This is a genomic window from Rothia koreensis, from assembly GCF_004136575.1.
GTDB lineage: Bacteria > Actinomycetota > Actinomycetes > Actinomycetales > Micrococcaceae > Rothia > Rothia koreensis.
Genome location: NZ_NOIQ01000010.1, coordinates 1 through 15,409 on the forward strand (window position 1 = coordinate 1; position 15,409 = coordinate 15,409).

Annotated in this window: 13 protein-coding genes; 6 read left to right on the plus strand and 7 right to left on the minus strand. The window is 65.2% G+C overall.

The features are described from left to right. Positions 1–130 precede the first annotated feature (130 nt). The gene (locus tag EWU68_RS08160; RefSeq protein ID WP_129315641.1) at positions 131–748 is read left to right on the plus strand and encodes a phosphate transport regulator; all 618 of its coding nucleotides are present in this window, start codon (positions 131–133) and stop codon (positions 746–748) included. A 3-nt stretch (positions 749–751) separates the two neighbouring features. Further along, entirely contained in the window at positions 752–1,762 is a 1,011-nt protein-coding gene (locus EWU68_RS08165; RefSeq protein ID WP_129315642.1) for an inorganic phosphate transporter, read from the plus strand. Between the two features lie 49 nt (positions 1,763–1,811). On the opposite strand, the gene pstB is transcribed toward EWU68_RS08165, so the two are convergent. The 4 genes from pstB to pstS form a co-directional block, all read right to left on the minus strand. Next, entirely contained in the window at positions 1,812–2,591 is a 780-nt protein-coding gene (gene pstB, locus EWU68_RS08170) for a phosphate ABC transporter ATP-binding protein PstB (RefSeq protein WP_129315643.1), read from the minus strand. Between the two features lie 28 nt (positions 2,592–2,619). After that, on the minus strand, positions 2,620–3,726 hold the full coding sequence (gene pstA, locus EWU68_RS08175) for a phosphate ABC transporter permease PstA (RefSeq protein WP_129315644.1): 1,107 nt from the start codon (positions 3,724–3,726) through the stop codon (positions 2,620–2,622). Then, positions 3,723–4,745, minus strand: a complete 1,023-nt coding sequence (gene pstC / locus EWU68_RS08180; protein ID WP_129315645.1) for a phosphate ABC transporter permease subunit PstC — start codon at positions 4,743–4,745, stop codon at positions 3,723–3,725. The genes pstA and pstC overlap by 4 nt, the downstream gene beginning before the upstream one ends. A gap of 108 nt (positions 4,746–4,853) precedes the next feature. Continuing rightward, the gene (gene pstS / locus EWU68_RS08185) at positions 4,854–5,957 is read right to left on the minus strand and encodes a phosphate ABC transporter substrate-binding protein PstS (protein ID WP_129315646.1); all 1,104 of its coding nucleotides are present in this window, start codon (positions 5,955–5,957) and stop codon (positions 4,854–4,856) included. A gap of 245 nt (positions 5,958–6,202) precedes the next feature. Between pstS and EWU68_RS08190 the strand changes: the two genes are divergently transcribed. From EWU68_RS08190 to disA, 3 genes are read left to right on the plus strand one after another with little or no spacing between them, the layout of a single operon-like run. Then, on the plus strand, positions 6,203–7,402 hold the full coding sequence (locus EWU68_RS08190; RefSeq protein WP_238692384.1) for an FUSC family protein: 1,200 nt from the start codon (positions 6,203–6,205) through the stop codon (positions 7,400–7,402). Between the two features lie 30 nt (positions 7,403–7,432). Next, on the plus strand, positions 7,433–8,899 hold the full coding sequence (locus tag EWU68_RS08195) for a DNA repair protein RadA (RefSeq protein ID WP_129315647.1): 1,467 nt from the start codon (positions 7,433–7,435) through the stop codon (positions 8,897–8,899). Positions 8,900–8,943: 44 nt separating this feature from the next. Then, positions 8,944–10,014 carry a DNA integrity scanning diadenylate cyclase DisA gene (disA, locus tag EWU68_RS08200; protein WP_397555695.1) on the plus strand — a complete coding sequence of 357 codons (1,071 nt, stop codon included), beginning with the start codon at positions 8,944–8,946 and terminating at the stop codon, positions 10,012–10,014. Positions 10,015–10,088: 74 nt separating this feature from the next. Here the strand turns inward: disA and EWU68_RS08205 are convergent, their stop codons facing one another. Beyond that, positions 10,089–10,919 (minus strand): hypothetical protein, encoded by an 831-nt coding sequence (locus EWU68_RS08205; RefSeq protein WP_129315649.1) that lies wholly within the window; start codon positions 10,917–10,919, stop codon positions 10,089–10,091. A gap of 67 nt (positions 10,920–10,986) precedes the next feature. Between EWU68_RS08205 and EWU68_RS08210 the strand changes: the two genes are divergently transcribed. Continuing rightward, complete coding sequence (locus EWU68_RS08210) at positions 10,987–11,991, plus strand: HhH-GPD family protein (RefSeq protein WP_193554042.1); 1,005 nt, start codon at positions 10,987–10,989, stop codon at positions 11,989–11,991. Positions 11,992–12,003: 12 nt separating this feature from the next. Here EWU68_RS08210 and EWU68_RS08215 read toward each other — a convergent pair whose 3' ends face one another. Both EWU68_RS08215 and EWU68_RS08220 read right to left on the minus strand, forming a co-directional pair. Beyond that, entirely contained in the window at positions 12,004–12,522 is a 519-nt protein-coding gene (locus tag EWU68_RS08215) for an amino-acid N-acetyltransferase (protein ID WP_129315651.1), read from the minus strand. 218 nt (positions 12,523–12,740) lie between these two features. After that, complete coding sequence (locus EWU68_RS08220; RefSeq protein ID WP_129315652.1) at positions 12,741–15,353, minus strand: ATP-dependent Clp protease ATP-binding subunit; 2,613 nt, start codon at positions 15,351–15,353, stop codon at positions 12,741–12,743. Between the last annotated feature and the right edge of the window lie 56 nt (positions 15,354–15,409).

The window sequence follows — 15,409 nt, forward strand, 5'->3', positions numbered from 1 at the left end:
CCCCCAGGCCCCGCAGGCCCCGCAGGCCCGCCCGCGGCCCCGTGCGTCATGAAAGCCCCAAGTCGAGCTTGTTAACCAAGTGCGGTTATCTTGGGAATGATCACCCCACCACCATCTTGGAAGGCAGAGCGTGGCACTTCGCTTATTCCCCCAGGAGAACAAGGCCCTCGAGCTGCTCTCGGACATGGCGCAACTGGTTGTCGACTCAACCTCCTCGGCGTCCCGCATGATGGGGTCGCCGGTTTCCGACCATGATCAGGGCTTCGAACAGGCCCTGGAAATCGAGGGGCGCTCGACGGACGCGTTCTTTGCCCTGATGACCACGGTGCGCAGCGCCTTCGTTCTGCCTCTTCCGCGCGCCGACCTGTACCGGCTCGGTCAGCGTCTCAATCAGGCCACGGAGTCCCTCACCTCGGCGTCGCACATCATCAAGATCCACAGCCTGGACCGCTTTTCCAATCGCGCTTCCGATCTCCTGGACCTCCTCCAGCGCCAGGCCTCCCTGACCGCCGAGGCGATGCGTCATCTCTCCGACCTCGAAGGCCTGGACGAGTACTGGGTCGAGGTGCTGCGCATGTCGAAGCAGTCGATCCGGACCACGAATCTGTACCAGGCGGACATGATGGACCGCCTCAAGCCGGCCGCCTACATCAAGGAAGCCCAGTTCACGGCCCAGTTGCAGGCGGCGTCGCTCAGCGTGCGGGAGGTGGCCACCGACGTCGGCCGCATCCTCGTCCAGGAGTCCTGAGGCGTGGAGTACTTCCTTTTCGTCCTGTGCGGTCTCTTCCTTCTGGGGTACACCGCCATCGGGTGTTTCCACGATGCCTCGAATGCCGTGGCCGTCCCGGTGTCCGCCCGCGCCCTGACGCCCCGAGTGGCGCTCATCGTCTGCGCTGCCTTCAACGTGGTGGGGCTGGTCGTGGGATCGGTGACTCTGTCCCTCACCTCTGACCAGTGGCTCACGATTCCTCACGACGACGTCGGGCTCGCGGTGCTGACCGCTGCGCTGCTGACCGTGATCCTGTGGGAAATCTTCACCTGGTGGCGGCGTTCGCCGTCGTCCTCGACCAATGCCCTGATCGGCGGGGTCTTCGGGGGCCTCTGGGCAACGAACCAGGTCGGTCTCGGAAACCACCTGCACCTCGGCCTGACCATGGTCGGCGACGTCATCCTGCCGTTGGTCCTGGCCCCGCTCGTGGCCTTCGGCGTGGCCTGGGCCGTGGTGATTCCTCTGGTGCGCCTGCTCCAGCACACGAGCCCCCGACAAATCCATCGTCGGTCACGGTATGTGCTGTCGCTGAGCACATCCCTCATCTCGCTGGGCCACGGCATCTACTTCGGGCACCGCAGCCTGGTGATCGGGACCCTGATGTGGTTGTCGATCGGCCGTGACATCAGCACGCCCCAGACAACCCTGTTGTGTGCCCTCCTGGCCCTCATGATGGCCGTCGGAACCCTGCTCGGCAGCTGGCGCATCGGACACACGTTCACGGACCGCCTGGTCGCCCTGGATCCTTTCCGCGGGGCAGTGGCCCAGGCCGTGACGAGCGTGCTCATCTTCGGTACGGGAGCCGTGGCCCGGGATCCGTTCTCGTCCTCGCACCTGGCGGCCTCGGCCGTGCTCGGGGCCGGGTCCAATCAACGATTTCACGCGGTGCGGGCCAATACGGCGTTTCGACTGGTGGTGACCTGGGTCGTGACCATACCGGTGACCGTCGTGGTTTCCGCGATCTTCTTCCTCGCACTGTCGCCGCTTCTGTGACCGCCCTGGCCCGAACCACGGGTGCACAACCCACGGTCACGGCCCACGATCAGCCGAAGCGGCCGGACACGTAATCCTCCGTGGCCTTCTCCTGGGGTTTGTTGAAGATCTCCTGGGTCGGAGCGTATTCGATCAGACGGCCGGGCTTGCCGGTGCCCGCGATATTGAAGAACGCCGTCTTGTCGGAGACCCTCGCGGCCTGCTGCATGTTGTGCGTGACGATGACGACCGTGTATTCGGCCTTGAGCTCGTTGATGAGGTCTTCGACCGCGAGGGTCGAGATCGGGTCGAGGGCAGAGCACGGTTCGTCCATGAGGATCACATCCGGGCGGACCGCGATGCTCCGGGCGATGCAGAGTCGCTGCTGCTGCCCTCCCGACAGCCCCGAGCCCGGCTTGTCCAGGCGGTCCTTGACCTCATTCCACAGGTTGGCGCTCCTGAGGGAGGATTCCACGAGTTCGTCCGCGTCCGAGCGCGCGATTCTGCGGGAGTTCAGCTTGACGCCGGCCAACACGTTGTCCCGGATCGACATGGTCGGGAAGGGGTTGGGCCGCTGGAAGACCATGCCCACTTGCGACCGCACCCGAACCGGGTCGACGCCCTTGGCATAGAGGTTCTCGCCGTCGAGGTTGACCTTGCCCTCGACGTAGGCCCCGGGGATGACTTCGTGCATCCGATTCAGGGTGCGAAGGAACGTCGATTTGCCGCAGCCGGACGGTCCGATGAACGCCGTCACCGCCCGGGGCTCGATCTGCATGGTGATGTCGTCGACGGCCAGGAAGTCCCCGTAGTAGACCTTGAGGTGTTCGACGTCGATACGCTTTGACATGATTTTCCTTTGCTGCGGTTCGCGGTATTCAGCGACCGGTTTTGGGGGCGAAGATCTTGGCGATCAGGCGGGCTGCGAGGTTGAGGATCATCACCAGAATGATCAGGATCAGGGCGGAGGCCCAGGCACGATCCTCGGAGACCTGCGGATTGGTCGGCGACGTCGGGTTCATGATCTGGTAATAGATGAACGTCGGCAACGTGGTCATCCATCCGCTGAACGCGTTGAAATTGATGCTCGCCACGAAGCCGGCCGTGACCAGGATCGGTGCGGTCTCGCCGATCACACGGGCGATGGCCAGGGTCACGCCCGAGGAGATGCCGGACATCGCCGTCGGGATCACGACCTTGGTGATCGTTCGCCATTTCCGGACGCCCAGTGCGTAGGATGCCTCCCGCAATTCATTCGGAACGATTTTGAGCATTTCTTCCGTGTTGCGCACGACCGTGGGAATCATGAGCACGGACAGCGCGATCGACGCGATGAACCCGAATCTCGCCGAGGGGTCTCCCAGGACCTGGACGAAGAGCGCGACCGCGAACAGGCCCGCGACGATCGACGGTATTCCCGTCATGACGTCGACCAGGAACGTGATGACCCGCCCCATCCACCGGAACGCACGGTTGCTGTCGCTGTATTCGGTCAGGAACACGGCCGTGAGCAACCCGATCGGGACCGACATGAGCGTCGCCCAGAACGTGATCATGACGGTTCCCACGATCGCGTGGTAGGCGCCGCCGTAGGCCGGTCCGCCCTGGGCGGCCTCGTTGTCGGTGACGCCGCTGACGCCGTTCATCGAGGTCCCCAACAGATTTCCCGAGAGGCCGGGGACGCCACGGCCGAGAACCACCCAGATGACCGAAACCAGGGGTATCAGGGCCAGCAGGAAAGCACCGTAAATCAGGTAGCGGGCGAAGGCGTCCTTCCCCTTGCGCGAGCCTTCGAGCATCCCGACGACGACGGGCCCGGCGATCACGAAAATGAGCCCGGCGAAGACTGCCCACAGGCCGATGCTGAACCCGATCAGGGCGGACAGCGCCGCACCCAGAATCAGCGCACACAGGCCAATGAGCAGGGGCAGCCATCGGGGTGCCTGCCGCCCGATGAGTTTCGAGGAGGTCGTTGCGATGCTCATGAGTTGGCTCCCGAGAATTCCTTGTACCGGCTGATCACCAGGCGCGCGAGCAGGTTGACCACCAGGGTGATCACGAACAGGACCAGACCGGCCGCGATCAGCTCATTGAGGCGCAGTCCGTAGGCTTCCGGGAAGTTGAGGGCGATCTCGGAGGCGACCGTCTGGTTTCCGGACTGGATGAGCGAGGGGTTGAAGGGGCCGCCCGAAAGAACAAGCGTCACGGCCATGGTCTCCCCCATCGCGCGCCCGAGGGCGAGCATGACCGAGGAAATGATGCCGGCTCTCGCGAAGGGGAAGACTGTCATGCGGACCATTTCCCAGCGGGTCGCCCCCAGACCGAGCGCGGCCTCCTGCTGCAGAACCGGGGTCTGGGCGAAGATCTCGCGGCACATTGCTGTGATGATCGGCAGGATCATGATCGCCAGAACGATCCCGGCGGTGAGAATGGTCTTGCCGGTCGCCGTCGGAGGCCCCTCGAAGATCGGCAGGAAACCGAGGATTCCGGACAACCAGTCGTAGAAGGGCACGATCTTCGGCGCCAGCACGGAGGCACCCCACGCTCCGAAAATCACCGAGGGGATCGCCGCCAAGAGATCGATCACGTACCCGACGCCCTTGGCGAATCGGGGCGGGGCATAGTGCGAGATGTACAGGGCGACGCCGATGCCCACCGGCGTCGCCAGAAGGAGGGCGATCACGGAAGCGATCAGAGTCCCGACCACGAGCGGCCAGATGTAGGACAGGAAACCTTTTCCGCCCGTGACCTCGCTCGAGGCCGCACCGAAGATCGGAGAGGCCTGCCAGGTCAGGAAGAAGGCGACGGCCGCCAGGACCACCAGAATGATCGCACCGGCGACCAGCGTGACGCCGGCGAACACTCGGTCCTGCGCCGGGCCGCCCTTGGCGTCTCCGATCGCGACGTGGCCCTCACGTCGATGATCGCTGTTCTCGTCCCCTTGCCCGGGTTGGTCCCCGGTCGGTGTGCTGAACTCGGGAACCGTCGAAGAAGAGTGAGACATGAAACCTCGAGTACTCTCTGGTGGTCGGTTGTGGTCGATGCGCCGAATTCCCACCAGGACACGATATGCCCCGATGGGAATACGACGCTATGGGATCCTCTGGGTCCGCTACTTGGTCGTGATCGAGTCGATGGCCTTCTTGGCGTCCTCACGCATACTCTCAGGGAGGACCGCCGACTTCGCAGCGCTGGCGGCCGACTTCTGGCCGTCCTCGCTGACCACGTAGTTCTCGAAGGCCTTGACCAGATCCGCGGTCTCCTGGTCCTTGTAGGCGGAGCAGACCACGTGGTACGAGACCAGGACGATCGGGTAGGAACCATCGTTCGGGGTCCGGTTCAGCTCGAGGGACATGTCGTGCTCGCCGCGTCCCTGAACCTTGTCGGACTGCTCCACGGCCTTGGCCGCGGAATCGGCGGAGACCTTGACGTAGTCGTCTCCGTCCTTGACCTTGGCGGTGGAGAGGTCGCCGACGGCGGACTCATCCGCGTAGGTGATGGCCCCGTCCGTGCTCTGGGTCGTGGAGACCACGCCCGATGTCCCCTTGTTGGCCTCGCCCTTGAAGTCGCTCGGCCAATCACCCGAAGGCTCCTTGTCCCAGGCTCCGCCGGAGGCCTTCGAGAGGTACTCGGTGAAGTTCTCGGTCGTGCCGGAGTTGTCCGAGCGGTGGACGACGTTGATCGGGGTGTCCGGCAGCTTGGCATCCTCGTTCTGCTTCTTGATCTCCGGGTCGTTCCATGTGGAGATCTCGCCCTTGAAGATCTTGGCGATGGTGGCCGGGTCCAGGTTGAGCGAGTCGACACCCTTCACGTTGAAGGCGACGGCGATCGGGGACACGTACACGGGGATGTCCATCGCGCCGTCGGGGCCGCACTGATCCTTGGCCTGGTTGTATTCGTCGTCGTCCAGGTGCGCATCGGAGCCCGCGAAGTTGGCGCCGCCCGAGAGGAAGGCCTTGCGTCCCGCGCCCGATCCGTCCGGAGAGTACTGGACGTTGGCGCCGGAATTGTCACTCTGGAAATCCGTCTGCCATTGGGTCATGGCGGCCTGCTGTGCGGATGACCCCACGCCGGACAGGGTGCCTTTGACGTCCGCCCCTGCCGAGGATGATCCGGTGCCGGCTTCGCCCGTGGCGTTGTCCGAGCCGCACGCCGTCAGCGCGATGGTTCCTACTGCTGCGATAGCGGCGAAACGCCCGATGCGAGAGATCTTCACGAAAGGTACCCCTTCAAGAGTCGTCGACCGTCCTCCGCTGCCTGTCGAAGCGGATCGGAACGGCTCAGTGATTGTGATGTGACCGGTGCCTGGTCTGCCCGGACTCGGTCTGGCCAGGTGGCCGGAGGCTCCTGGCGCCCGTACTCGGCACGCTACGGAGGACAGGTATCCCCCGGACCCGGATCCGGTGAACTGCGGATGAACTCTGGAACGAACGCGCGACGTCGACAAACTATGATTGCCCCATGAGACGAATCTCGGTCAGGGAGAGGGCACGGTCCTCGCGCCGTCAGCTCGTCTCGCGTGCGCGTTTGGGAATGTCGCGAGTTCGCAGTGGCCTGTTCCAGTCAGTGCAGATCACGGTGGCCGCCGTCGGCGCCTATTTCATTGCCGAGGTCCTGTTGAGCCACCACCAGCCGCTCTTTGCCGCAACGGCGGCGATCGTTTCCCTCGGGTACGTGCGCGGCGGAAACCACATGCGCCGCATCATGGAGGTGGCCATAGGCTGCACTCTGGGCATCGCCGTGGGCGACTTCTTGATGTATTTTCTCGGCAGGGGCCCGCTCCAGGCATCACTGGTCCTGTTGTTCTCCCTGCTGCTCGCCCGCTTCCTGGACAACGGGACCATCTTCTCGACGCAGATGGGATTGCAGGCTGTCCTGGTGGTACTGCTTCCCCCTGCAATCGACGGCCCGTTCGCGCGGAGCTTCGACGCCGTCGTCGGCGGTCTGTGCGCCCTGCTGGTCATGGCCCTGGTGCCCCAGGACCCGAGGCGTCAGCCCAAGGACGAGATGAAGAATCTGGTCCGAGAATTCTCACGGATCCTGCGGGAAGCGAGCGAGGCCATCGGCGATTACGACGCCGCCCGGGCCTGGTATGCGCTGTCTCGCGCGCGCAAGACCCAGCCCCTCCTGGACCAGGTCGAGAACTCCCTCAAGACGAGCAAGGGTCTCGCGCGGGTCGCCCTCACGCGACGTCAGGCGCTGAGGGACATTCGCGACTACGAGCGCGCCCTGCACGGAATCGATTACGCGATCCGCAATGCGCGCGTCCTGATCCGACGGATCGCCAACGTGATCGACACGGTCCAGTTGCGGGAGGAAGCAATTGTCTCCCTCCGCGATGTACTGCTCGAACTGTCCGAAGCGGTCGACCTTCTCGGACTGTCGCTGAAGTCCGACACCGAAGACGCACGAGAGGTCATGCGTCGCCGGGCTCGCGTGGAGCTGAGCTCGACGGCGGCCAAACTCGATCCTCAGGCCCTGGGCGTGCGGACGTATCAGGGCGAGGCGCTCGTGATGATCATCCGTCCGCTGACCGTGGACCTTCTGGTCATGACGGGGATGGACCAGAAGTCCGCGGGCAACGTGCTGGCCACGATCCGACAGGAACTGACCGAGGCGATCGAGGTGATCGACCCGGAGGACGACGACCACGACTCCTAAGTTGTCAGTCGGCCCCCGTACGATTTCGGTATGAGCCCCGCACGGAAAACATCCAAGAACACCAATATGTACCGATGCCGCGAATGCGGCTGGACCACGGCCAAATGGGTCGGCCGCTGCGGAGAGTGCCAGCAATGGGGAACCGTCGAAGAGGCCGGAGGACCCACGGTCGCACGGACCAGCGCGGCACGTACGGTCGAAACCCCGGCCCGTCCGATCGGGGACGTGGACGCGTCTCTCGCCCAGTTCTCCAGCACGGGAATCCAGGAATTCGATCGGGTCCTCGGCGGCGGTCTGGTCCCGGGCGCCGTGATTCTGATGGCGGGAGAACCGGGTGTCGGCAAGTCGACCCTGCTCCTGGACGTGGCATCGACGTTCGCGCGCGGAACGTCGTTCGGCCAGGGCGCCGGTGCCGCGGAGTCCGGCTCGACGTCGTCCGGGGCGGATCCCAGCGAGGGAGGCCACCCGGCCCACGATGTCCTGTACGTGACCGGCGAGGAGTCGGCGGCCCAGGTCAAACTCCGGGCGGATCGTATCGGAGCGGTTGCGGACACGCTGTACCTGGCCTCGGAAACCGACTTGGGCGCGGCTTTGGCGCACATGGACAAGGTCTCCCCCAGCCTGTTGGTCGTCGATTCGGTGCAGACCCTGGCGAGCGCCGAGGTGGAGGGCGCAGCCGGCGGCGTGACCCAGGTCCGTGAGGTCGCGGCCTCGATCATCGCCGAGGCCAAGAAACGGAACATGACCACGTTGCTGGTGGGCCACGTGACCAAGGAGGGAACCATCGCGGGACCCCGCCTCCTCGAGCACCTCGTGGATGTCGTGTGCCAGTTCGAGGGAGACAAGAACTCGCGCATCCGAATGCTCCGTGCGGTCAAGAACCGCTTCGGCCCCACGGACGAGGTCGGCTGCTTCGATCTGCTCGAGGACGGCATCGAAGGCGTCTCCGATCCGTCGGGCCTTTTTGTATCCCGGACGGCTCATCCGGTCGCCGGAACGTGTCTCACGATCACCATGGAGGGCAGGCGACCATTGTTGGCGGAGGTCCAAGCACTTCTGGACGAATCCGCCACGGCCCAGCCCCGGCGGGCCACGGCCGGCCTGGATTCCGCGCGCACCGCCATGCTGCTCGCCGTGCTCCAACGGCGCGCGGGGTTCAACGTGGGCAAGCTGGATTGCTATCTCTCGACGGTCGGCGGGGTGCGGCTCAACGAACCCGCGGCCGACCTGGCCACGGTCATGGCGCTCGCTTCCGCGGCCGAGGACAAGCCTCTTCCCCGCCGGCTCGTGGTATTCGGTGAGGTCGGGCTCGCCGGAGAGGTCCGGGCGGTGCCCGGAATTCGTCAACGCATCAACGAAGTCGCGCGGCTCGGCTTCACCCACGTCATGGTCCCCGCATCGCCGGCCGGCGTCGGGGAGGTGCCGGAGGGCGTGCACGTCAAGGAAGTGGCTTCCGTGGTGGACGCCGTCGACACCCTCTTCCCTTCACGCTCCTGACGGCCCTGAGCCGCAGACGCGCGACCACACGATAGGCTGGAATCGTGGTTTCTCCCCGTAATGATCAGCTCAAGAAGACGTTGGCTCTGTTGGCCCCCGGAACACAGCTCCGGGACGGCCTCGATCGCATCCTCCAGGGCCGCACGGGCGCTCTGATCGTGCTGGGCAAGGACCGTACGGTCGAAGAAATCATCAGCGGCGGGTTCAGCATCGACACCGAATTCACCGGAACCCGATTGCGCGAACTCGCCAAGATGGACGGAGCCATCGTCTGCGATCGAGAAGTCCGCACGATCCATCACGCGGGCGTCCAGCTCATGCCCGACCCCGCCATCACCACGGAAGAATCCGGTACACGGCACCGCACCGCCGAACGCGTCGCCAAACAAACGGGGTTCCCCGTGATCTCGGTGTCGAAATCGATGGGAGTCATCACCATCTATGCGGACGGCGAGCGGTACCCGCTGGAAGGGTCCCAGGAAATCATGGGCCGGGCCAACCAGGCCATCCAGACCCTCGAACGGTACACCGTCCGTCTCAACGAGGAACTCAACAACCTCTCCGCTCTGGAAATCGAGTCCGATGTGACCGTCCGCAATGTGGCCCTGGCCCTTCAGCGCCTGGAACTGGTCCGGCGGATCTCCGAAGAGATCGGGGACAACGTCGTCGAGCTGGGCGCCGAGGGACGAATGATCGCCATGCAGCTCGAGGAACTGGTGCTGAACCAGCCGACCGCGGAGCTCGTGTTCAAGGACTACCTGCCCTCGGGCCACGAGTCCCATGTGACCGAACGGGCCCAGGCGAGCCTCTGCAGCCTCTCCCCCGTGGAACTGGCCGACCCCATAGCAATTGCCCGGGCCGTCGGCCTACCGGGTGGAGGGGATCTGGACTATACGTTGCAGCCTCGCGGCTACCGTCTGCTCAGCGGGGTCAAGTCCATTCCCCACACGGTCTCCGAACGCCTGGTCGACCGCTTCGAAGGCCTGCAACCGCTCATGGCCGCCAACGTGGACGACCTGCGCAGCGTCGAGGGCATCGGAGAATATCGGGCCAGGAGCATCCGCGAGTCCCTGGCGCGCATGGCCGAGACGAGCCTGCTCGACCGCTTCATGTAATCCGCCCGCGGAGAGGGTCCGGCGTTCTCGGGACGCCCGTCTCGTGAGCCGGACGCTCCCTGCGGCCTGCACCTCTACTCGAGAACGATCTGTTGTTTCTCGCTCGGGACGCCGTTCACGGACACCGTCAACCAGTAGTAGCCGGGCTGGGCCGGTTGGGCCGCGTCACCGCAACCGAGGGCATTGATGGACCGGTCCCACGACTGTGACACGGTCTGGGCCGAACCCGCGTCGAGGGTGGACTGCTTGGCCGCCCCATCGCCTCCGCACTTGGAGGTGCTGTACACCTCGGCCGAACCCGACGTGATCTCATAGGTCACCTTGTTGGCACCGAGATCGACGTTGCACGGGTTGTCCCCGGAGTTCTTGACGGTCGTGCTCATGACGGGATTCTCACCCTGACCGTACGTCCCCTTGTCCAGTTTGGCGCTGACCTGGATATTCGAGCCACAAGCCCGGGGCTGGGCCGGCTTGGACTCGGTCGGCGCCGTGGTCGCGGCGGCTTCTGCCTTCGACTCCTCGGGATCAGGCTTCTCGCTCTGGTCCCCCTCCGCCTGCTCCGATGGCTTGTCCGAGGCCGACGCACCGTCCGAGGAGGATGCAGACGCGGAAGGCCCCGCCGATCCGCTCGGACCCGACGAGCCCGAGGCCGAATGCGAGGGCCGGGCGCTGAAGCTGGCGAAATTGTCGGTCGACGACTGCGAGGACGACCCGCCGGAACCGCCACCGATGCTCGCGGCGATCTTGTTCACCGCGAAGACGACTCCCCACACGACCAGCACGATCACCAGGAGAGCAAGGATCAGCGCGATGATCCGACGTCGGCGGTAGACCGCGGGCGATTCGCGCCGGTACCCGCCCTGGTTGCCGCCGTTCTCCGGTGTGGGGTCTTCGTACTCTGTCATGCGTCCTAGGCTACTAAAAGGAGAGCCCAACCCAGGGACGGACCCGGCACACTACAGTGGTCACGTCATGAATTTTTCGAATCCACCGGCCGCACCGTCGGAACAGGCCGACGCCGCCGCGGACCACGCCCCCTGGCCCGACCCGGACACCGTCCGCACGATGCATCGACACATCATCGACTGGTTCACGTGGAATGCTCGGGACCTGCCGTGGCGGGCACCGGACCGTACCCCCTGGCAGGTCATGGTCAGCGAGTTCATGCTCCAGCAGACCCCGGTGGTCCGTGTTCTTCCGCAATGGAAACGATGGATGCAGTTGTGGCCCGAGCCGTCGGACCTGGCGTCCGCGACCACGGGAGACGCCGTGCGTGAGTGGGGTCGACTCGGTTACCCCCGGAGGGCCCTTCGACTGCACGCCGCAGCGGTGGCCATCGTCGAGCGGCACGGCGGCGAGGTCCCCTCGGACTACGACGAACTCCTGGCCCTCCCGGGAGTCGGCTCCTACACCGCCGCGGCCGTTTCCGTGTTTGCCTTCGGTGACCGGCAAACCGTGATCGATACCAACATTCGACGGGTTCAGGCGCGCGCCATCAGCGGAAAGGCGTTGCCTTCCAAGGGGCTGACCGCGGCAGAGACGAGACTCGCCGAATCATTGATGCCCGACGACGACGCAACCGCCGTCCGGTGGAACATCGCCGTCATGGAACTGGGAGCCCTGGTCTGCACCGCGAAATCTCCCCGGTGCGACATATGCCCCGTGCTGGACCAGTGCGCGTGGGTGGCCGCGGGTCGACCCGAGCCGGAATACGTGCCCCGAGGGCAAGCGTGGAAAGGCACGGACCGCCAGGCCCGGGGAGCCATGATGGCCGTGCTCAGGGAGGCCACGGAGCCGGTCCCGCCGGAGGCCCTCCTGTCCCCGGAAAGGACCGCGTGGAAGGGGGCGCCTCACGCCATGGAACAGCTGAGGGCCATCGGTGCCCCGGGAGACCAGTTGGAGCGATGCCTCGAGGGACTGGTCCGTGACGCCCTGGCATCGCGAGACCCCGAGGGCCGTGTGACTCTTCCCGGCTGACCGGATTCGGCGTCAGAGGTGTCGAAGCATGCGGGTGTTGCCGAGGGTATTCGGCTTCACCCTCGCCAGATCCAGGAATTCTGCGACGCCTTCGTCATGGGACCGCAGGAGCTCGGCGAAGACCTCATGGTCGATCGTCTCTTGATTGCTCATGATCTCGAAGCCCATGCGCCGGAAGAATTCGACCTCGAACGTCAGGCAGAAGACGCGGTCGACGCCGATTCCTCGGGCCCGTTCGAGCAAGGACTGAACCAGCATGCGCCCCACGCCTCGCCCGCGCGCCCGTTCGTCCGCAGCGAGGGTGCGGATCTCGCCCAGGTCCTCCCACAGGATGTGCAGGGCACCGCAACCAATGAGCCGTGCCGAGCCGTGGGCTTCGAGGTCTTCGACCACCATGAATTCCTGGATCGACTCGAAATACTCGACCGCGTCCTTGGAAATCAGCGCGCCGGACGTGACGTACGGTGCGACGAGCCGCCTGATCTCGTGGACGTCCGAAGTTCTGGCAGGTCGCATCCGCAGGTTGGTCATGCGCCCAGAGTTTACGCCCGTGACCGGCGTCGGCACCATTCGATCTCACGGGGCGGCCCCGACGCGACGCGCCGGCCCCGAGACGCACGAAGCGGGGCCGCCCCGGAGGGCGACCCCGCTTCGTGCATGCGGTGCCACTGGCTCAGAGCACCGGACCAGTTCCGGAGCTCGCCCGAGCCCCACAGGGGCCGACGGACGGCTCCGGCCTGGACGGGCTCCTACGCGGTCGCGGACCCGGCCGCTCCGCCGCCGTCGCCGCCTTCGTAACGCGGCGGCGTGGACGGACGCGAGAGCTGCTGGGTGTCCGGGTTCGACTCCGTGGACTCGGCCTGACCGTAATCGAATCCGTCATCCGTCAGCTCGGACATCTTCTGCGAGGAGAAGAGGAACTTCGCGTCCTTGCCTTCGCCCTCGGCATCCACGGTGATCTTCTCCCCGCCCTGGATCTCTCCGAAGAGGATCTTCTCGGAGATCTGGTCCTCGATCTCGCGCTGCATCGTGCGGCGCAGCGGGCGGGCACCCATCGACGGATCGTAGCCACGCTCCCCCAGGAGCTTCTTGGCGGCGTCCGTGAGCTCGATGGACATGTCCTGGTCCCGCAGACGCTCCGCGAGGCGGGCGACGAACAGGTCGACGATCTGGATGATCTCTTCCTCGGACAGCTGCGGGAAGACGATGATGTCATCCACGCGGTTCAGGAACTCCGGACGGAAGTGCTCCTTGAGCTCCTCCTGGACCTTGGCCTGCATCCGCTCGTAGTTCGTCGTGGGATCCTCGTGGGACTGGAAGCCCACGGGAACCCGGCGTGAGATGTCCTTCGTTCCCAGGTTCGTGGTCATGATGATCACGGTGTTCTTGAAGTCCACCACGCGTCCCTGCGAGTCGGTCAGGCGACCGTCCTCGAGGATCTGCAGCAACGAGTTGAACAGGTCCGCGTGGGCCTTCTCGACCTCGTCGAACAGGACCACGGAGAAGGGCTTGCGGCGGACCTTCTCGGTCAGCTGGCCGCCCTCTTCGTAGCCGACGTATCCGGGGGGCGCACCGAACAGCCGAGAGACCGTGTGCTTCTCCTGGTACTCGGACATGTCCAGCGTGATCAGCGAGTCGTCGTCGCCGAACAGGAACTGGGCCAGGGCCTTGGCCAGCTCGGTCTTGCCGACACCCGTGGGTCCGGCGAAGATGAACGAGCCACCGGGACGGTGCGGATCCTTCAACCCGGCACGCGTGCGTCGGATCGACCGGGACAGCGCCTTGATGGCGTTGTCCTGACCGATGACCCGGCGGTGCAGCTCCTCCTCCATGTTGAGGAGTCGGCCCGATTCCTCGTCGGTGAGCTTGTACACCGGAACGCCCGTGGATGCGGAGAGAACCTCGGAGATGACGTCCGGAGTGACCTCGCCCATGGCGGAGTCGCTCTCCTTCCACTTCTTCTCCTGCTCGTCCTTCTCCGCGATGAGCTTCTGCTCCTTGTCGCGCAGGGAAGCTGCCTTCTCGAAGTCCTGTCCGTCGATCGCGGACTCCTTCTGGGACTTCACCTCGGCGATCCGTTCCTCGATGGCCTTGATCTCTGGCGGAGCGGTCAGACGCTTGATGCGCAGACGGGCGCCGGCCTCGTCGATCATGTCGATCGCCTTGTCCGGGAGGAACCGGTCCGAGATGTACCGGGCCGACAGGCTCACGGCCGCCTCGAGGGCCTCGTCGGAAATCGTGACCCGGTGGTGTGCCTCGTACTTGTCCCGCAGGCCCTTGAGGATTTCGACGGCGTGCGCCTGCGACGGTTCGTCGACCTGAATCGGCTGGAAACGACGCTCGAGGGCGGCGTCCTTCTCGATGTGCTTGCGGTACTCGTCCAGGGTGGTCGCACCGATGGTCTGCAACTCACCGCGGGCCAGCATGGGCTTGAGGATCGACGCGGCGTCTATGGCGCCTTCGGCCGCTCCCGCACCCACCAGCGTGTGGATCTCATCGATGAACAGGATGATGTCCCCGCGGGTGCGGATCTCCTTGAGCACCTTCTTGAGGCGTTCCTCGAAGTCGCCGCGGTAGCGGGAACCGGCCACGAGGGACCCGAGATCCAGCGTGTACAGGTGCTTGTCCTTGAGCGTCTCCGGGACGTCTCCACGAACGATCGCCTGGGCCAGGCCCTCGACGACGGCCGTCTTGCCGACTCCGGGCTCGCCGATCAGCACGGGGTTGTTCTTGGTGCGCCGGGAGAGGACCTGCATCACGCGTTCCATCTCCTTGTAGCGCCCGATCACCGGGTCGAGATTGCTCTCCCGGGCGGCGGCAGTGAGGTTCGTGCCGAACTGGTCCAGCACCGCGGAACCCGCCGGGGCTCCTTCCTTGCCGCCCGCGCCCACGCCGGCAGCTTCCTTCGAGTCGCCCGATCCGCCCTGGTAGCCGGAGATCATGTCGATGACCGTCTGGCGCACGCGCGAGGGCTCGGCGCCCAGCTTGGACAGAACCTGCGAGGCAACGCCTTCGCCGGCCCTGATGAGGCCGAGCAGAATGTGCTCGGTTCCGATGTAGTTGTGTCCGAGCTGGAGCGCTTCGCGCAGGGACAGCTCGAGGACCTTCTTGGCCCGCGGCGTGAACGGGATGTGCCCGCTGGGCGCCTGCTGGCCCGGTCCGATGATGTCCTGGACCTGCTCACGAACGGCGGAGAGGGTCACGCCCATGGACTCCAGGGCCTTGGCCGCGATTCCTTCGCCCTCATGGATCAGACCCAGCAACAGGTGTTCTGTGCCGATGTAATTGTGGTTGAGCATGCGGGCTTCTTCCTGAGCCAGCACCACAACACGCCGTGCGCGGTCCGTAAACCGTTCAAACATAGTTGGTCTCCTTGTACGTCTTTGATTCGATGCTACGCACGGAAAAGGCCTGATTA